Origin of the sequence: Brevibacterium moorei (assembly GCF_024580735.1) — a bacterium.
In the GTDB taxonomy this organism is placed as follows: domain Bacteria; phylum Actinomycetota; class Actinomycetes; order Actinomycetales; family Brevibacteriaceae; genus Brevibacterium; species Brevibacterium moorei.
Map to the genome: position 1 here is coordinate 14,924 of NZ_JANIJX010000003.1, position 18,026 is coordinate 32,949.

General features: G+C 66.3%; 16 protein-coding genes. 9 read left to right on the plus strand and 7 right to left on the minus strand.

Annotation, left to right across the window (positions count from 1 at the left end):
• Nucleotides 1-27 precede the first annotated feature (27 nt).
• Nucleotides 28-1,005, plus strand: coding sequence for a UDP-glucose 4-epimerase GalE (gene galE, locus NQ034_RS02900; protein ID WP_257046936.1), 978 nt, complete (start codon nt 28-30; stop codon nt 1,003-1,005).
• On the opposite strand, the gene NQ034_RS02905 is transcribed toward galE, so the two are convergent.
• From NQ034_RS02905 to NQ034_RS02920, 4 genes are all read right to left on the minus strand, one after another.
• Nucleotides 996-2,465 carry a polysialyltransferase family glycosyltransferase gene (locus tag NQ034_RS02905; RefSeq protein ID WP_257046937.1) on the minus strand — a complete coding sequence of 490 codons (1,470 nt, stop codon included), beginning with the start codon at nt 2,463-2,465 and terminating at the stop codon, nt 996-998. The two genes, galE and NQ034_RS02905, sit on opposite strands and share 10 nt — an antisense overlap.
• Entirely contained in the window at nt 2,462-3,580 is a 1,119-nt protein-coding gene (locus NQ034_RS02910) for a glycosyltransferase family 2 protein (RefSeq protein WP_257046938.1), read from the minus strand. The genes NQ034_RS02905 and NQ034_RS02910 overlap by 4 nt, the downstream gene beginning before the upstream one ends.
• Nucleotides 3,581-3,584: 4 nt before the next feature.
• Nucleotides 3,585-4,499, minus strand: a complete 915-nt coding sequence (locus NQ034_RS02915; RefSeq protein WP_257046939.1) for an N-acetylneuraminate synthase family protein — start codon at nt 4,497-4,499, stop codon at nt 3,585-3,587.
• Nucleotides 4,500-4,579: 80 nt separating this feature from the next.
• Nucleotides 4,580-5,956 (minus strand): cytidylyltransferase domain-containing protein, encoded by a 1,377-nt coding sequence (locus tag NQ034_RS02920; RefSeq protein ID WP_373456776.1) that lies wholly within the window; start codon nt 5,954-5,956, stop codon nt 4,580-4,582.
• A gap of 392 nt (nt 5,957-6,348) precedes the next feature.
• Here NQ034_RS02920 and NQ034_RS02925 point away from each other — a divergent pair, with 392 nt between their 5' ends.
• Complete coding sequence (locus NQ034_RS02925) at nt 6,349-6,750, plus strand: hypothetical protein (protein WP_257046940.1); 402 nt, start codon at nt 6,349-6,351, stop codon at nt 6,748-6,750.
• 105 nt (nt 6,751-6,855) lie between these two features.
• Nucleotides 6,856-7,302 carry a hypothetical protein gene (locus NQ034_RS02930; RefSeq protein ID WP_257046941.1) on the plus strand — a complete coding sequence of 149 codons (447 nt, stop codon included), beginning with the start codon at nt 6,856-6,858 and terminating at the stop codon, nt 7,300-7,302.
• 92 nt (nt 7,303-7,394) lie between these two features.
• Here NQ034_RS02930 and NQ034_RS02935 read toward each other — a convergent pair whose 3' ends face one another.
• Nucleotides 7,395-9,188 carry a dolichyl-phosphate-mannose--protein mannosyltransferase gene (locus NQ034_RS02935; RefSeq protein WP_257046942.1) on the minus strand — a complete coding sequence of 598 codons (1,794 nt, stop codon included), beginning with the start codon at nt 9,186-9,188 and terminating at the stop codon, nt 7,395-7,397.
• Between the two features lie 50 nt (nt 9,189-9,238).
• Between NQ034_RS02935 and rsmI the strand changes: the two genes are divergently transcribed.
• The 6 genes from rsmI (at nt 9,239) to NQ034_RS02965 (ending at nt 16,703) form a co-directional block, all read left to right on the plus strand.
• Nucleotides 9,239-10,117, plus strand: a complete 879-nt coding sequence (gene rsmI / locus NQ034_RS02940; protein WP_257046943.1) for a 16S rRNA (cytidine(1402)-2'-O)-methyltransferase — start codon at nt 9,239-9,241, stop codon at nt 10,115-10,117.
• An 86-nt stretch (nt 10,118-10,203) separates the two neighbouring features.
• Entirely contained in the window at nt 10,204-11,826 is a 1,623-nt protein-coding gene (metG, locus tag NQ034_RS02945) for a methionine--tRNA ligase (RefSeq protein ID WP_257046944.1), read from the plus strand.
• 6 nt (nt 11,827-11,832) lie between these two features.
• Complete coding sequence (locus NQ034_RS02950; RefSeq protein ID WP_257046945.1) at nt 11,833-12,882, plus strand: TatD family hydrolase; 1,050 nt, start codon at nt 11,833-11,835, stop codon at nt 12,880-12,882.
• A gap of 296 nt (nt 12,883-13,178) precedes the next feature.
• Nucleotides 13,179-13,472: a co-chaperone GroES gene (gene groES / locus NQ034_RS02955; RefSeq protein ID WP_257046946.1), complete on the plus strand. Its 294-nt coding sequence runs from the start codon at nt 13,179-13,181 to the stop codon at nt 13,470-13,472.
• A 61-nt stretch (nt 13,473-13,533) separates the two neighbouring features.
• Nucleotides 13,534-15,126, plus strand: coding sequence for a chaperonin GroEL (gene groL, locus NQ034_RS02960; protein WP_257046947.1), 1,593 nt, complete (start codon nt 13,534-13,536; stop codon nt 15,124-15,126).
• A gap of 176 nt (nt 15,127-15,302) precedes the next feature.
• Nucleotides 15,303-16,703 carry a type III PLP-dependent enzyme domain-containing protein gene (locus NQ034_RS02965; protein WP_257046948.1) on the plus strand — a complete coding sequence of 467 codons (1,401 nt, stop codon included), beginning with the start codon at nt 15,303-15,305 and terminating at the stop codon, nt 16,701-16,703.
• Between the two features lie 146 nt (nt 16,704-16,849).
• Here the strand turns inward: NQ034_RS02965 and NQ034_RS02970 are convergent, their stop codons facing one another.
• A complete protein-coding gene (locus tag NQ034_RS02970; RefSeq protein WP_373567193.1) occupies nt 16,850-17,734 on the minus strand; it encodes an IS3 family transposase in 885 nt (294 codons plus the stop codon).
• Nucleotides 17,731-18,015 (minus strand): transposase, encoded by a 285-nt coding sequence (locus tag NQ034_RS16350; RefSeq protein ID WP_373567194.1) that lies wholly within the window; start codon nt 18,013-18,015, stop codon nt 17,731-17,733. The genes NQ034_RS02970 and NQ034_RS16350 overlap by 4 nt, the downstream gene beginning before the upstream one ends.
• Between the last annotated feature and the right edge of the window lie 11 nt (nt 18,016-18,026).

Genomic DNA, 18,026 nt, shown 5'->3' on the forward strand with positions numbered 1-18,026 from the left:
AGGTATTCAATCCTTGGAGGGGGACTTGTGACTGTCTTGGTGACCGGTGGTGCCGGCTATATCGGATCGCATGTCGTGCGGCTGTTGGAACAGCGCGGCGACGATGTGGTGATCGTGGACAATATGTCAAATGGCATCGCCTCCCGGATCGGCGAGCTGCCGCTGGAGCAGATCGACCTGTCCCACGCCGATGCCACCGATCGCCTGGTCGAGGTCATCGAACGCTACGGCGTCGACTCCGTCGTCCACTTCGCCGCGAAGAAACAGGTCGGGGAAAGTGTTCAGCGGCCCCTGTGGTACTACCAGCAGAACGTCACCGGCCTGGCCAACCTGCTGGCCGCCCTGGAGCGCACCGGCGTGGACCGCCTCGTGTTCAGCTCGTCGGCGGCGGTCTACGGGATGCCCGACCGGCTGATGGTCGAAGAGGACATCGACTGCCGCCCGATCAACCCCTACGGGCAGACGAAGCTGATCGGCGAATGGATGATCGACGATGTGATGGCGGCGACCGGGCTCAACGCGATCAAGCTGCGGTACTTCAACGTCGCCGGCACCGGCTGGAACGACCTGGCCGATACTGCGGTGATGAACCTGTTCCCGATCGTGTTGGACCGTGAGGCCCGGGACCTGGCCCCGGTGATCTTCGGTGATGACTACGACACCGATGACGGCACCTGTATCCGTGACTATGTGCATGTCAAGGACCTGGCACTGGCACACGTGTACGCCCTGGATGCTTTGGCGGCGGGCCGGCCGCGGGTCTCGACGTTCAACGTGGGCACGGGGCAGGGTGCCAGTGTGCGCGAGGTCATCGATGCGCTCTCCGATGCGCTGGGTCGGCCGTTGACTCCGGAGATCGGTGATCGTCGGGCGGGGGACCCGCCGCGGTTGATCGCCGATGTCACGGCAATCTCCACCGAACTGGGGTGGAAGGCCGAGTACGGGTTGGCCGATATCGCGAAGTCCGCGGTCGCCGCGGCCGCCTGGCGCGCAGCTCAAGACTGAACTCCCCGGGTACGTCGTAGCCGTCGCACCCGCCGGACGATGCGCCCGGAGAATCGCCCGGCCCTGCGCCGCAGCTTTCGGATCAGCACCGAGGACCCCGAGGCTTCCGGCTGTGGTTTCGGGGGTAGCCGGCCGGGCAGGTCGAGCTTGGTCAGCCGGCGTCGTTTGAAGTACCGGGCGTGTGCCGGATACGCGTCGGCTAAGAGTGAGGCCGCCTCCTCACGCAGTCCGGGCAGGATCTGTGGCTGCATGCAGTAGGCAACGGCGTGAACCAGCCGCTGGAGCCCGGGCACCTGCTCGGCCGCGCGGGCCCGGCCGGCGGGGGCCTCGGCCACAGCCGCCAGATCCGAGGTCGGGGACGGTTCGCCGCCCGGCCCGCCCTGTGCCCATAGGAAGTCGCAGATTGTCACGGGTATCCGATTGCTGTTCTCGTAGGGTGTGAAGCGCTCCAGCGCCAATTCGGTGCCCACAGCGTAGGCCCGCACCCCGTAGAGCCCGGAGGCGGTGGCCAGGGCGGTGGAGAAACAGCCGACGATCAGGTCGGGGCACAGCCGGTGGATGCACAGCTCGACAGGCACCTGGGCGGGCAGGACCTCCAACTGGACGCCCAGTGCAGTGGCCTGTTCGTGCAGCAGCGCCGTCACCATGGCCCCGGCGGCCGGATGCGGTTTGAACAGGATGCGAGCGGCCCCGGAACCCACCGCAGTGGCCTCGTCCACCGCGGTGCGCAGCATCGAGGCATAGAGTCCCTGTTCCTCCTCTGTCGTGAGCAGGTCGATGTCCGCCAGGTACTGGCCCACGATGATGGCAGTGGGCCCGGTGTGCTCTGTGTGCGCGGTGGTGTCCGCGGCGAAGGCGGCGAGTGCAGGATCGGCCGCGCGACTCATGAGCTCGAAGGTCGCCCGCAGCGCGGCCGCGGGCACGCGCAGGACCGGCACCCGGTACTCGGCCAGCAGGACGGGGTCGAGGCCCGGTACCAGCTCGGCGATGATGAGCCCGGCCAAGCGCTGGGACAGCTGGACCGGCAGCACATTGCGGGTGGGCCCATAGCTCATCAGGCCGTCGGCGTGGACGAACACGGCCGAGGTGCCGAAGACCTCGGCCAGGGCCGTCGCCGGTGGGCTCTGGATCGATTCGACGTACAGTTCCAGGTCCGCGGTTCCCAGATTCCATTCGCGGCGCAGCAGGCGTTCGAGGAGCGGGAGATCGTCCGCGCGCGGGCGCCAGGTGGCCGGATGGTTGGGCCAGATCAGTCGGTTGAACTCGATGACCCGGTCGAAGACCGGAGTCAGAGTCTGGCCGATCGGGGATGAGTGGAACGGTGCGCCGAAGTCGTTGATCACCCGGTTGTCGCTGATCAGCAGGATCCGTTCGTCCGCCGGACCGATCAGTCCGGCGGACAGTGCTGCGTGCAGATTGGCCAGCTGGAACAGGCTGGAGACCTCGAAGATCTGTTTCATGCTGCCTTTCGGTGGTACTCGGAGGAGGCTCCGGCATCCTTATTTCTGTCGATGCTCTGGCGCTCCCCGGCCACTCGGGTCAACACGGGTGCCAGGCGTCTGGACCGCTGGGAACCCAGCCCGGAGGCGAGCCGGTCCAACTCGGCCGGGCGCAGAGCGGTCAGCGCCCCCGCGGTGCGTTCGACCAGGGTGGTGCGCAGATGCGCGGGCAGGTCGTCGCGTTTCAAGTGGATGTCGACCAGCGCCAGCAGATTGTGCCCCGCTTTGAGGGCGAAACGGTCCAGATCCGGGTCCGCCCGACAGCGTTCGATGATCCCCAGGCAACTGGGCACGATGTCCATCTGCCTTTCGTCATAGGTCGCAGTCAGGGACGTGGACACCTTTCTGCGGTATACCGGCGCGTGCGAGTCGACCACTGCGAAGCGCAGATCTGCCAGGAACAACCGCCAGTTCCACTCCCTGTCCTCCGCTGTGCGCAGGGACTCATCGAAGTACAGGACACCGGGGCATCCGGCGGCCGCCTGCTCGGCGTGTTCGGCCAATTCCCGTCGGTAGAGACCGGCCAGCGTGCTTGGGAAATCCACCATCGTGGCTTGGAATCCCACCGGTGAGTCGATGAAATCCCGGGTGGCCAGGGCTTTCCCGCGCAGCGCCACCGGGGCCCGCCACAGCCTGCGCGCCTTGCCTGCCGCGCGGACCAGGTCAGTGCGCACGAAATCCACATCCAACTCTTCGAGGACATCGACCATATGGGCCAGGTAGCCGCCGGCGAACCAGTCATCGGCATCCAAAAAGGTCACGAACCGCCCGGTCGCCTCGCGCAGCCCCAGATTCCGCGCCGCCGACACCCCGCGCGCGGCAGGCACGCGGGTGAGCACAGCGGTGGGGAACGGGGCCAGGGCCGCGGCTGCGACCTCGGCAGTGCGATCCTGTGATCCATCGTCGATGACCACCGGCTGCACCAGGGCGGGATCGATGCCCTGCCAGGCCAGGCAGCCCAGTGCATCGCCCAGGTAGTCCTGGGCGTTGTGCGCGGGGATGACGACGCTGACCAGGGGAGTGCCGACCAGGGGAGTGCCGACCGGAGGAGTACTGACAGGGGAAGTCGAGCCCACCGGCTTACTTCTTCACGCGCAGGGACTCGATCTTCGACTCCTCGCCCGGCATCACGCGCTTGACGCCGTCGCCCAGGGCGATGGAGACCCGGCGGATGTCCTCGGCCAGGCGGATGAACTCATCGGGCTCCATCGAGGCGGACTGGTCGGAGCCCCACATCTCATTGCTCAGCGTGATGTGGCGCTCCACCGTCACCGCGCCCAGAGCCACTGCCGCGACCGAGATCGCCGTGCCCGTCTCGTGGCCCGAATAGCCCACCGGCACGCCGTAGCGCTCCCGCAGTGCCGGAATCGCCAGCAGGTTGACCTCCTCGGCCGGCAGCGGATAGGTCGAGGTCGCGTGCATGAGCACCAGATTGTCCGTGCCCACCGTCTCAACCGCCCGGTCGATCAGCTCGAAGTCCGACATGCCGGTGGACATGAGGACCGGCTTGCCGGTAGCGCGGATCGCCCGCAGCAGCTCGAGGTCGGTAATCGAGGCGCTCGCGATCTTGTAGACGACCGCGTCGAACTTCTGCAGGAAGGCCACGGAATCCGTGTCCCAGGGGCTGGCGAACCACTGCAAACCCAGCTGCTTGGCGTACTCGTCGATCTGCGCGTACTCGGCCTCCTCGAACTCCACCCGGTACTTGTACTCCAGGTAGGTCATTTCGCCCCACGGAGTGGATTTGGGCTTGGACTTCTGGGCCTCGGGCACCGCCATGTCCGGATTGCGCTTCTGGAACTTCACGGCCTGCGCGCCGGCTGCTGCGGCGACGTCCATCATCCGCTTGGCCAGTTCGACGTCCCCGTTGTGGTTGATGCCGATCTCGCCGATCAGGTAGACCGGCTGGCCCGGGCCGATGAAGTGTTCGCCGACCTGGATGCCGGGGTTGGTCGTGTTGGGGCGGGCGATGGTGGTGTTCTCGATGATCGTCATGATCGTTTCTCCTGTGTTCGTCTGGGTTGTCTGGGGCGTCTGGAAAGTCTGATTCGGGTCCGTCTGCACAGCGGGGTGGGTCATCCGGCCACGCTGTGCAGGCGGGGCTCGGGCGGGGCCTCGGGCAAGGCCGCGGATGTCACCGCGGGCGGAGCCTCGGGTTGGACCGCGATCGGTGCTGGTTGGCCGACCGCCAGATCGCACAGTTCCCGGACGGCCCCGTGCCCGCCCCGGTTCTTCAACTTCAGCCGGGCGGCGGTGAGCACCGAGGGGTGGGCGTCGGCCACGGCAATCGGCCAGCCCACCTGGTTGAAGGCGGGCAGATCGTTGACGTCGTTGCCGATGTAGGCGACGCGTGCCGGGTTCAGGTTCCGATCCGCCATCCACGTCCGCAGTGCGGCAGCCTTGTCGTCCACCCCCTGCATGACCTCGACGCGCAGCTTCTCGGCCCTGGCGCCGACCACCGGATTGCGTTCCTTGGACAGGATGAGGAACGGCAGGCCCGCGGCTCGGGCCGCCGCGATCCCCAAGCCGTCCCCGCGGTGGACCCGCACATGTTCACGGCCCGACTCGTCGACGAAGGCCGAGTCGTCCGTGTGGACCCCGTCGAAGTCCGTGACGATAGCGTCGACGTCCAGTGCCGAGGCCGGTGTGCGGGTCTGCGCCGCGATCCGCAGGGCGGTCAGGTCGGCCAGGGTGTCGATCTCGCGGGCGTCCTCCGGGGGCACCTCCTGGATCGCGATCCGGCCGAAGAACCTGTGGCCGTGTTCGCGCAGGCCCGTGGTGCGCATGACGTAGAAGGCGCCGGTCTCATTGAAGTGCTTCTTCCGGTCCTGCCGGCGTGGGCGGAACGATGCCTCGTGGCCGACGGGAATCGCCGTGGGAGGTGTCTGGGCGTGGGCCGGGGTCTGGGCAGGCTTCAGGGTCCACAGGAAGCTGTGGTCCTCGGTCGCGGAGAACACGCAGTCAGCCTCGTCGGCGAGCACTCGGCCGATCGCCTGGTCGATGTCATCGGGGTTGATGAAGGGGGAGGTGCACTGGATGAACACGGTGATGGCCGGGTCCCCCTCGTGCTGTGGGCGCAGCCGGTCCAGTGTGTACAGCAGTGCGGATTCACTGCTGGCGGTATCGCTTGAGATATCGGCGGGGCGCCGGACCACGGAGGCGCCGTGGGCCAGGGCCTCGTCCGCGATCTGGTCGTGATCGGTCGATACGATCACCTGGTCGATCAGCCGGGAGCCGCGCGCCGCGTCGACTGCTCTGCCCACCAGCGTGACGCCGGAGATCTTCTGCAGGTTCTTCAGCGGGATGCCCTTGGAGCCGCCCCTGGCCGGGATGATCGCAACGGTGTGCGGCCTCGGCGTCGGAGCGGTGGAACCGCGTGTTGCAGGGGATGCCGCGACGGGCGGTTGAGATGCCGCGCGGGCGATGTCTGGGGTATCGATTGACTCATTCACAGGGCGCCATCGTAGGCCGGGGACCGTGAACCGAAGGTGAACGTGCGGCCACATTGATGTGCAGCCTGGGTGAAGCCTCCGCATTTTCTACTTTCAGTCCTATAGCACCGCTGAATCCGGGGGTGCTATAGGACTGAAAGTAGAAAATGCAACAGACCCTTATATGCAGGTAAGTGGCGTGTCTACCGTGTCATGCATTTGTGTGCCATGATCTATGCATGTATAACGTTGTAACGCATCAAACGCTTATAAACTCTGGTATTGGCAAGGCGGTAATAGCCTCATGTCTTCGGTGTTGTCTCCAAACTCTCAGCCGTGGGATCTACCTCATCGTGCGGGTCTGCCGGTGCTCCGCACACGCTGCCCTTAGCCGGTGGATCGACTGTCCTGAGTTGCTCGAACCGCCTGACACCGGAACTCCGGGAAGGTCCGAGGTGTCGATGTTCCGCCGTAGGATCGCAATCCACCTGGGTCACATCCGAGCGTATGGTCTGGCGCCCGGACAGTTCATCAGCCACCAATCCGCCGCAGCGGCCCAGGGGATCCCGCTGTTCGTAACTGAGTTCCCCCGTATCTCCATCTCCGACCCTGACCGGTCGTCGCAGACCACGGCCGTCATCCGGCGGCACCGTCGCACAGTGCCAGTGGAACATCTGTCCGGTTCTGCCTCGGCACTTCCCGGCGTCCTCATGACCAGTCCGATCTGGACCGTGGCGGATATCCTCCGCGACAAGGACGAGATGCACGGTTTCATCGCCGCGGACGCCTTCGTCGGTGGGGTGGTCGACATGTAGGACGTCCGCCTCAACGCCTACCCCGATCGATTCAGGTTCTGGCGCCCACCGTTCGATGCAGGCCGCGGAACGGAGCGGGGAATCCAGGCTGCCGACGCCCAGACCATGGAAGCTCTGAGCAGGCGCAGGCAGATCCTCGGCGCAGTGCTCGACGAATTGGAGAAACTCAACTCCCGCAAGGGGATGCGCCGGGCCAGGCGCCTGACGTCGTGGACCACGGGGTTGTCCGAATCCCCTTTGGAAAGCCTGACGCTATTGGCCCTCAAGCACCTGGGCATCACCGATGTCTACCAGCAGGTGGTCTTCATTTCCCGCGACGGGCGCTTCCAGGACCGGGTTGACTTCTTCATTCCACACCTCAACCTCATCGTCGAAGCGGACGGTTGGTCGAAGTACTCGGGCCCAGACGACATCAAACGGGAGAAACGGCGCGAGGAACGGCTGCGGGCCCATCACAACCTCATCCGGGTCGAATGGCGCGATGTCATTCCCGGGCCCTCCGGCTATGGCATGGTCCGCAAGGCCAGGGAAGTCGGAATCCACCTGGGGTAGGGGCGGCCCGCTGCATTTTCTAGTTCCAGTCCTATAGCACCTACGGATTCAGCGGTGTTATAGGACTGGAACTAGAAAATGCGGAAGGCGGGCTAAATCCAGCTGGCGTTGAACATGCGGTGGCGCCAGTCCTCGTAGGGGATGGTCTCGCCGGTGTACACGGGGTAGAAGAAGGCGAAGGCCAGGACCGCCAGGGCCACGATCAGCCCCACCGCCATCCTGCGCCAGAACAGGGCGCGAGGGCTGACCGCGAACCGGGCCCCACTGCCCAGACTGCTACCGCTGAAACCGCTGCCGAAGCCCCTGCGGCCTGTGCTCACACGGTCCGCATCGCCCCAGATCACGCCCAGCAGGTAGACCACCGCCAGGACCACGAAGGGGACCATGACGATCGTGTAGAAGGTGAAGATCGTCCTGTGCTGGTAGGTGAACCACGGGCCCCAGGCCGCCAGCAGGCCCGCCAGGATCGCCCCAGTGCGCCAATCACGCCGGACGATCCAGACGAAGAGCATGCCCAGCACGGCAATGGGCGCCAGGCCCCAGATGACGGGATTGCCCACTGAGGTGATCGCCGCCGAACAATGGTCGACCGCACACCCGGCTTCACCCAGTTCGGGGGACTTGTAGTAGAAGGAGGTGGGCCGCCATTGCACGATCCAACCCCAGGGATTGGACATATAGGGGTGTTCGGAATCCAACCCGACGTGGAACTTGTAGGCGGTGTAGTGGTAGTGCGCCAGGCTGACCAACCAGTCCGGCAACCCGGACCACCAGCCGGAGTTCTGTTCCGCCCAGTCGCGGCCGTAACCGCCGGAGGTGAAGATCCAGCCCGACCAGCACAGCACGTAGACGATCAACGCCACGGGCACCAGTGACACGAACGCCGGAATCGCGTCCTTGAAGAACCAACCGCGCCACCTGCCCAGCAGGCCGGCGCGCCGTCTGCGCCCCAGATCCCACAGCACCGTGAGGATGCCGAAGACGGCCAGCACATAGATGCCCGACCACTTCACTCCCATCGCACACCCCAGGCTCAGGCCGGCGGCGATCCGCCACGGCCGCCACCCTAGACCGGGTCCGCTGCCCAGGTCCTGCGGTCCGGGCAGGAAGGCCGTGCGATACAGGCCCGAGGCCAGGGCCCGGAACCTGCTCACGGCACCCGGCCGGGCCCCCGGGTCGGCCGGCTCCAGGCCCAGCCTGCGCGCCAGGGTCAGATCCGCCCATTCCTTGTCGATGAGCAGGAAGGCGAAGCCGAGCAAGACGAAGAACATGACGAACAGGTCCAACAGACTGGTGCGCGAGTGCACGAAGTGCTCGCCGTCGACCGCCAGCAGCAATCCGGCCAGGGAGCCCAGCCATACCGACTTGAACAGACGGATCGCCAGGCGCGCCAAAATGAAGATCGACAGGGCGCCGAACACCGCGGCGGCGAAGCGCCACCCGAAGGAGGACTGCACCCCGAAGATCTGCTCGCCGGCGCCGATCAGCCATTTGCCCAATGGCGGATGGACCACGTATTCCCCGGCCTCCAACAGCCCGGAGGGGTCGCCCTGGTTGAACGCGTCATTGGCCTCCTTCGTCCAATTGCGTTCATAACCCGACTGCCACAGGGCGTAGCCGTCCTTGACGTAGTAGGTCTCATCGAACACCAGCGAATGGGGGAAGCCCAGCCGGTACAGGCGCAGTGCCCCGCCCAGGACGGTCAGCACCACGGGGATGAACCAGGCGTAGAACGCCACGCCCGGCCTGAGCAGCGCTGCGTGGAGTCTGGCCGCAACCCCGCTGGAACCACCGCGTGAACCGCCGGCTCTCGGGCCGCCGGACTCGGTCGCGGCGGACTGGGCGCCGGGTGCGTGCTGGGTCTGCTGTTCGCTCAGGTCGGACACCCCGCCAGTCTACGGGTCGCGCGGCGGCACAGACGTGGGAGGATGGGTTCATGAGTTCCTCCGCAGCCTTCGAACCGGATTCGCCCAGCTCTGCAGCACCTCGTGCCGCACTCGTCCTGGTCGGCACCCCGATCGGCAATCTGGCCGATGCCTCCCCGCGGATGCGCGCTGAGATCGAGGGCGCGGATCTGATCGCAGCCGAGGACACCCGCCGCTTCCTGGGCCTGGCCCAGCGCCTGGGCCTGGCCCACACCAAGAACGTCGTCAGCGTTTTCGACCACAATGAACAGACCAAGGCCGCGGACGTGGTGGCGGCGATCCGGCACGGCAAACGCGTGGTGCTGCTGACCGATGCGGGAATGCCCGCGGTCTCCGACCCCGGCTACCACGTCGTCAAGGCGGTCGCGGGCGCCGGACTGCCGGTGACCTCGGCGCCGGGGCCATCGGCCGTGTTCACGGCCCTGGCCCTGTCCGGCCTGCCCAGCGACCGCTTCACCTTCGAAGGTTTCGTGCCGCGCAAATCGGGGGAGCGCGCGCGGCTGTTCGCCGAACTCGCCCATGAGCGGCGCACGATGGTGTTCTTCGAAAGCCCGCACCGGATCGCAGCGACCCTCGACGACCTGGCGCAGGCGTTCGGTCCGGAGCGGGCCATGACGATCAGCCGGGAGCTGACGAAGACCTACGAGGAAGTGCTGCGCGGGACGATCGCCGATCTGGCCGCCGAGGCCGCAGACGGCCTGCGCGGCGAACTCACCCTGGTCGTGGCCGGCTTCGTGGGGCGGACCTCGGCGCCGGAGGACCACGTGGCGGCCGTGGCCGAGCTGGTCGAGGCCGGACTGCGCGCCAAGGACGCGGCGGCCCGCATCGCCAAGGACGCCGGCCTGAAGACCCGCGAGGTCTACGAGGCCTACTTGGCTGACAAAGCATGAAGGCAGGGCGCGGGCCTCGGACAACCGGCGGGCTGCGCCCGCCCGGCCGCGCGAACCGGCAGGCGGTCGCGAAGTAGACTTTCCCCATGAGCTTCTACATCACCACCGCCATCGCCTATCCCAATGGCACCCCGCACATCGGCCACGCCTATGAATACGTCGCGGCCGACACGATCGCCCGGTTCCACCGGCTCGACGGTGAGGATGTCTTCTTCATGACGGGCACGGACGAACACGGCCTGAAGATGCAGCAGACCGCGCAGAAGCAGGGCGTGACGGCGATGGAACTGGCCACCGCCAACGCCGCGGCCTTCCGCACCCTGCAGGACACCCTGGGCTCCAGCTACAACCGCTTCATCCGCACCACCGACGCCGACCACGTGGCCAGCTGCCAGGCGATCTGGCAGCGGATGGAGGAAAACGGCGACATCTACCTCGACAGCTACGCCGGCTGGTACTCGGTGCGCGATGAGGCCTATTACAACGAGGACGAAACCGAAGTCCGCGAGGACGGTCAGCGCTACGCCACCGCCACCGGCACCGAGGTGACCTGGACGGAGGAGGAATCCTACTTCTTCCGCCTGTCGGCCTACCAGGACAAACTGCTGGCGCTCTATGCGGAACACCCCGAGTTCGTCGGCCCCGATGTGCGGCGCAACGAGGTCGCCTCCTTCGTCTCGGGCGGCCTGAACGACCTGTCGATCTCGCGCACCACCTTCGACTGGGGCATCCCGGTGCCCGGCGATGAGAAGCACGTGATGTACGTGTGGGTCGACGCCCTGACGAACTACCTGACCGGCGTGGGCTACCCGAACGTCGACGGCGAGGCCTTCAAGAAGTTCTGGCCGGCCGACGTCCACATCATCGGCAAGGACATCGTGCGCTTCCACGCCGTGTACTGGCCGGCCTTCCTGATGAGCGCCGGGATCGAACTGCCCAAGCGCGTCCACGCCCACGGCTTCCTGTTCAACAAGGGCGAGAAGATGTCGAAGTCGATCGGCAATGTCGTCGATCCCTATGACCTGGTCGACTCCTTCGGCCTGGACGCCATGCGCTTCTTCCTGCTGCGCGAGATCTCCTACGGCAACGACGGCTCCTACTCCGCCGAATCGATCATCGGGCGCAAGAACTCGGACCTGGCCAATGAGTACGGCAACCTGGCCCAGCGCTCGCTGTCCATGGTGAATAAGAACCTGGGCGGCGTCGTGCCCGATGTCTCCGCAGCGGACTTCACCGAGGCGGACCGGGCACTGCTCGACCAGGCCGCCGCCGCGCACGAGGCCGCCCGCGGCTTCGTCGCAACCCAGGAGCTCAACCGCTATGTCGAGGTCCTGTGGAAGGTGCTCGAGGAGGCCAACCGCTACTTCAGCGCGCAGGAGCCCTGGAAGCTCAAGAAGACCGATCCGGCCCGGATGGCCACGGTCCTCTACACCACGATCGAGGTCGTGCGCCGGGTCTCCATCCTGGTCCAGCCGGTGATGCCGGAGTCCGCGGGCAAGGTCCTGGACCTGCTGGGCGTGCCGGCCGTCGGTTCGGCCGGTGGCCGCGATGACAACGAGGCAGGCCATGCGCGCAGCTTCGCCGCACTGGCCACGCCGCTGGCCGCGGGCGTCGAACTGCCCAAGCCCGCCGGCGTGTTCCCGCGCTACGAGGCGCCCAAGGACGACGCCGCGGCCGGTTCGGCCGGCGGGCAGAAGCAGGGGGCCTGAGCTCAGGTGGCATCGCGAGGCGCCGGCGTCTACCCGCCGATTCCCGTCCCCCTGGCTGCTCCCGCAGTCGACACGCACACCCACCTGGATCTGGGCCTGGGGGTGCGCGGGCCGATCAAGGCCGGGGAGCCGGCCCCCGAGGTCGATCCGGCCGATGACGGCGCCGAGGGTCCCGGGCAGGAGGGCACGGGCTTCCCGCCGCTGAGCTTCTTCCACGACGCCGCGCAGACGGCGGGGATCACGCGGATCGTGCAGATCGGCTGTGAGATGTCATCGGCCCGCTTCACTGCGGACCTGGTGGCCAGGGCCGCGGCGGGCGATGAGCCGGGGGTGCGCCCGGACTGGATGCTCGGCGGGGCGGCGATCCATCCGAACGAGGCCCCGCGCCTGGCCGCGGTCGGGCTGCTCTACGACTCGCTGGCGGAGATCGAGGCGCTGCTGGCCTCGCACTCGCGGATGCGCGTGGTGGGGGAGACCGGCATGGACTTCTTCCAGACGGAGGATGCGGCCGGCCGGCGGATCCAGGAGGAGTCCTTCCGCGCCCACATCGAGATCGCCAAGCGCCTGGGCCTGGCCCTGCAGATCCACGACCGGAACTCCCATGCGGATGTGCTGCGGATACTGGCCGATGCCGGGGCCCCGGACGTGACGATCTTCCACTGCTTCTCCGGCGACGAGGCGATGGCCAGGGAATGCGCGCGGCGCGGCTACCTCATGTCGTTCTCTGGCAACATCACGTTCAAGAACGCACACGATTTGCGGGCGGCTGCGGCCGCCGTGCCCGATGAGCTGCTGCTGACCGAGACTGACGCGCCATTCCTCACCCCGCATCCGCACCGCGGCAAGCCGGGCGGTTCCTACCTGGTCCCCTTGACGGTGCGCAAGCTGGCCGAGGTCCGGTTGGGCGCGGAGTTCCCGCCGCCGGCGCGCAAGCCGGCACAGCCCGGTCAACCCGGTCCTACCGCGACCCCGGAGAACGTGGCCAAGGAGGCCGAGGTGGCGAACCTGGTGACCGCCAACGCCGAACGCGCCCTGGGCGGCTGGGCCCTGGCCTGAGAGTCGGCTGCCCGTCAGCTGTGGGCGCAAGACGAATCGTGTCGAGATCTGGCACTCGAGTTGCATGAGTGCCAAGTCAGTCATAAAGTCGGAGTTAGCACACGAGCTCCGTGAGTGCTAAGTGGGATTCCACAGCACATCGGACCCGTCGGCACCCGCACAATCGCACCGTTCGGCACCCGCGACGACGAACGGACCCGCGGCGCGGAGGCCTCGGCGTCCGACTCCGGGTCCCGCGTCGAACCACGGCCGCCCAGGCGGCCCACCACCTTATGAACATGAAGGAGTGTCCGAACATGTCGGTTAACATCAAGCCGCTCGAGGATCGGATCGTCATCCGCCAGCTCGAGGCCGAGCAGACCACAGCCTCCGGTCTGGTCATCCCCGACACCGCCAAGGAAAAGCCCCAGGAGGGCGAGGTCGTGGCAGTGGGCCCCGGCCGCGTCGCCGACAATGGCAACCGCATCGCCCTGGACGTCGCCGAGGGCGACAAGGTCATCTACTCGAAGTACGGCGGCACCGAGGTCAAGTTCGGTGGCGAGGAGTACCTGGTGCTCTCGGCCCGCGACGTGCTCGCGGTCATCGGCTGAGCCCGCTTCCACTGACCTACGTTTAACGACGTAAACGACAAGCAGAAGAGGAAGTTAGGCAATGCCGAAGACTCTGCAGTTTGACGACGCAGCCCGTGCCGCACTGGAACGGGGCGTCGATGTCCTGGCGAACACCGTCAAGGTCACGCTGGGCCCCAAGGGCCGCAACGTCGTCCTGGACAAGGCGTGGGGCGCACCCACGATCACCAACGACGGTGTGACCATCGCCCGCGAGGTCGAACTGGACGACCCGTACGAGAACCTGGGCGCGCAGCTGGCCAAGGAAGTCGCCACCAAGACCAATGATGTCGCAGGCGACGGCACCACGACGGCCACCGTGCTGGCCCAGGCACTGGTCCACGAGGGCCTGCGCAACGTCACCGCAGGCGGCGCACCCGGCCAGCTCAAGGCCGGGATCGAGAAGGCCGTGGACGCGGTCGAGGCCCGCCTGCGCGAGAACGCCCGCGACGTCAACGGCTCGCAGGAGATCGCCCACGTGGCGGCTCTGTCCGCCCAGTCGGCCGAAATCGGCGAACTCATCGCCAAGGCCTTCGACGTCGTCGGCAAGGACGGCGTCATCACGATCGACGAGTCCCAGGCCTCGACGACCGAACTCGAAGTCACCGAGGGCATGCAGTTCGACAAGGGCTACCTGTCGCCGTACTTCGTGACCGACGCCGACCGCCAGGAAGCAGTCCTAAGCGATCCGCTGATCCTGATCAACCAGGGCAAGATCTCCAACATCCAGGAGCTGCTGCCCGTCCTGGAGAAGGTCCAGCAGGCCGGCAAGCCGCTGCTGATCATCGCCGAGGACGTCGAGGGCGAGGCCCTGTCGACCCTGGTGGTCAACAAGATCCGCGGCATCCTCAATGTCGCAGCCGTCAAGGCACCGGGCTTCGGCGACCGCCGCAAGGCGATCCTGGAGGACCTAGCCGTCCTGACCGGTGGCGAGGTCATCACCGCGGATATGGGCATGAAGCTCGATCAGGTGACGGTTGACCAGCTGGGCACCGCCCGCACCGTGACGATCACGAAGGACAACACCACCGTCGTCGACGGCGCCGGTGACGAGTCCGCAGTGGCCGGCCGGGTGGCGCAGATCCGCGCCGAGGTCGAGAACACCGACTCCGAATGGGACAAGGAGAAGCTCCAGGAGCGCCTGGCCAAGCTCTCCGGCGGTGTCGCCGTCATCAAGGTCGGCGCCGCGACCGAGGTCGAGCTCAAGGAACGCAAGCACCGTGTGGAGGACGCAGTGTCCGCCACCCGCGCTGCGATCGAAGAGGGCATCGTGGCAGGCGGCGGTTCCGCTCTGGTGCAGGCCGCACAGGTTCTGGCCGGTGACGAACTGGGCCTGACCGGCGACGCTGCGACCGGTGTCGACATCGTCCGCCGCGCCGTGGTCCAGCCGCTGCGCCAGATCGCTGCCAACGCCGGACAGGACGGTTCGGTCGTCGTGTCCAAAGTCGCCGAACTCGACCTGGGACAGGGCTACAACGCCGCTACCGACACCTACGGCGATCTGATCGCCCAGGGCATCATCGACCCGGTGAAGGTGACGCGTTCGGCTCTGCGCAACGCGTCCTCGATCGCGGCCCTGGTGCTGACGACCGAGACGCTGGTCGTGGAGAAAAAGGAGGAAGAGGACGACAAGTGAGTCGTAGCCTCTGAACCCCGTTCGGCCGTTCGCGGTCGGACTCCCGCCGAGGCCGTGCCCGGGTGACGGAATCCGTCACCCGGGCACGGCCTCGGCGTATATCATGTGAGCGTCACGAAAGGTCTGGTGAACAGACCTTCATATACGCTCGCACACCTCCGGGGGAATCACCTGATATGGCCACGGCACTTCACGCACGCAATGCGGCGATCAAATCGTTGGCGGACAACTCGATGCTCGGCCAGGACCAGCAGCTGGCCGGCATTCTCAATCTGGATGTGATCGAGGCCAGGATCGCCGATCTGAACAATGCGTTCGCAGGCGTTGACTCCGCTCTGCACACCGTGGCGTGCAAGGCCGTGACCATCATCCCCGTGCTGCGCTTCCTGGCCGAGCGGGGGATGGGCTGCGAGGTCGCGAGCCCCGGCGAATTCGCCATGGCCAAGGCCGCCGGTTTCGCCCCGGAGAAGATCGTGGTGGACTCCCCGGCGAAGACCCGGGCGGAACTGCGCGAGGCCCTGGAATTGGGCGCCTCGCTCAACATCGACTCGTACCAGGAAATGGGCCGGGTCGCGGCTCTGCGCGATGAACTGGCCGAATCCGGGGTGGGGCCGACGACCAGCCACATCGGCGTGCGCGTCAACCCCGTGGTGGGGGCCGGGTCGATCGGCCAGATGTCCACGGCGACGACCACCACGAAGTTCGGCATCGCCCTGTACGACGAGGACTCGCGCGAGCGGCTGGTCGCGGCGATCGTGGCGCGCCCGTGGATCCGACAGCTGCACGTGCACACCGGCTCCCAGGGCATCCCGCTGGAACTGGCAGCCGCCGGAATCAAGACCGTGGTGGGCCTGGCGAACGAGATCAACACCCGCGCCGGCCGGGATCAGATCGAACGCCTCGACGTGGGTGGTGGCCTGAGCGTGAACTTCACCTCCGAGGACGTGCTGCCGACCTTCCACGACTACGCCGACGTGCTCAAGCGCGAGGTCCCAGAACTGTTCAACGGCGACTTCCAGATCGTCACCGAGTTCGGCAGGTCCGTCCTGGCCAAGGCCGGCGATATCGCCACGCTCATCGAATACACCAAGGACGTGGGCCCGCGCCGCTTCGCGATCGGCCACGCCGGCGCCCAGACCGCGACCCGGACCGTGTTCGTGCCCGAGCACTGGCCGCTGCGCATCAGCGCCTATACGGCAGACGGATCGCCCAGCCAGGCGCCGCACACCGTGCAGGATCTGGCCGGCCCCTGTTGCTTCACCGGGGACATGATCGGCCGCGACTACGACGTGCCGGAATTCGCCCCCGGTGACATCGCGGTGGTCCACGACACCGGGGCTTACTACTTCTCCACGCCGTTCGCCTACAACGCGCTGCCGCGCCCGGCCGTCTACGCCTACCGCACCCGCCCAGTAGCCGCGGGAGTTGCAGGAGTCGCAGAGGCCTCGGCGCAGGGAGCCGAGGCCGCGGCAGCCGGAGCGGGCGAGGAGTTGGAGGTCGAGTGGACCCTGGTGCGCGCCCAGCAGACCCTGGCCGAACTCCTAGCCGAAGCCGGCGAGGACGTCACCCTCTCCTAGCCGAGGTGCCCTAAACGCACTCACCTGTGATCGTGCGCGTGTGCGCGGTTGTAGTTTACCGGTCGGTGAGAGTTCACTCGCGCGACCGACTGATCATCGCGGGCTGGACTGAGGGGTGTTTTTCGGACCGTGGTGAAAGGTGGTTTTCAGGCTGCTTGACTGCGGTTCGTGTATTCGGCTTCCACCTCATTGGGGGTGCGGTACCCCAAGGATGAGTGGAGACGTTTCTGATTATATCGGAGTTCAATCCACCACACAATGTCGCGAATAGCTTTCTCCCGTGTGGGATACACCATTCGATGGACCCGCTCGTTCTTCAAGGTCGCATTGAAAGACTCCGCCCACGCATTGTCCCAGCACACCCCGGTCTTCCCGCACGAGGCGCGTATCCCATAATCACTCAACGTGTGTGCGAACGCCTCCGACGTGTATTGACTTCCCCTGTCCGAGTGAAAGATTGTCACACCCCGAGTATGGGGACAATTCTTCACCGCCATGGTGAGTGCATCCTGGATGAGGGCGGTGCGCATGTGGTCCGCAATCGCGTACCCCACGACTTTCTTCGTGCAGCAATCCAGCACTGTCGCCAGATAGCAGAACCCCACCCACGTCGGAATGTAGGTGATGTCCCCGACCCACTTGAGCCCGGGGGCATCCGCGTGGAAGTCCCGGCCCACCAGGTCCTCGCGCTCATCGATGTCTCCGGCGGGGATCGTGGTGCGCACCCGCAGGCGCGGCTGCACCGCCACCAAGCCTTCCTCCCGCATGATGGTGCGCACAGTGTCCTGGCACACCACCACGCCCATGCGTTCCAGCTCGGCGTGGATGCGCCGGTACCCATAGGTGGCATCCGACGCCTCGAAACTGGCTCGAATACGGTGCGTGAGATCACTACGACGCACCTCGGCTTCAGAGACTGGTCGGATCTTCCAGTCCATGTACCCCGACTTCGACACCTCCAAACAGCGGCACATCAAAGTGATCGCGTAATTGCCTTCTTCACTCAAGATGAACGCATACCGCGCGCTCACTGATCTTCCTTCGCGAAGAAGGCTGCTACTTTTTTTAGGAACTCATTCTCGAGTCGTAGCTCGCGGTTCTCCTTGCGGATTCTCTTCAGTTCCGCTGATTCCACGACCTCTCCCGAATCCGACACCTCGGGGTGAGCAGCCCGGTACTTCTTCACCCACAATCCCACCGTCTGGGACACCAGCCCATAGGACTGTGCCACCGAACTGATCGTCCGATCCTTGTTGATCACTTCAAGGACAACCTGCTCCTTGAAATCATCACTGTACTTGCCGGAACTCATGAATCAATCCT

What these genes read in the sequence shown, in the direction of transcription:
- NQ034_RS02905 (WP_257046937.1), bottom strand. Translation starts at nt 2,465, where the DNA reads ATGAAACAGATCTTCGAGGTCTCCAGCCTGTTCCAGCTGGCCAATCTG.
- NQ034_RS02915 (WP_257046939.1), bottom strand. Translation starts at nt 4,499, where the DNA reads ATGACGATCATCGAGAACACCACCATCGCCCGCCCCAACACGACCAAC.
- NQ034_RS02930 (WP_257046941.1), top strand. Translation starts at nt 6,856, where the DNA reads ATGGAAGCTCTGAGCAGGCGCAGGCAGATCCTCGGCGCAGTGCTCGAC.
- rsmI (WP_257046943.1), top strand. Translation starts at nt 9,239, where the DNA reads ATGAGTTCCTCCGCAGCCTTCGAACCGGATTCGCCCAGCTCTGCAGCA.
- metG (WP_257046944.1), top strand. Translation starts at nt 10,204, where the DNA reads ATGAGCTTCTACATCACCACCGCCATCGCCTATCCCAATGGCACCCCG.
- groES (WP_257046946.1), top strand. Translation starts at nt 13,179, where the DNA reads ATGTCGGTTAACATCAAGCCGCTCGAGGATCGGATCGTCATCCGCCAG.
- groL (WP_257046947.1), top strand. Translation starts at nt 13,534, where the DNA reads ATGCCGAAGACTCTGCAGTTTGACGACGCAGCCCGTGCCGCACTGGAA.
- NQ034_RS02965 (WP_257046948.1), top strand. Translation starts at nt 15,303, where the DNA reads ATGGCCACGGCACTTCACGCACGCAATGCGGCGATCAAATCGTTGGCG.
- NQ034_RS16350 (WP_373567194.1), bottom strand. Translation starts at nt 18,015, where the DNA reads ATGAGTTCCGGCAAGTACAGTGATGATTTCAAGGAGCAGGTTGTCCTT.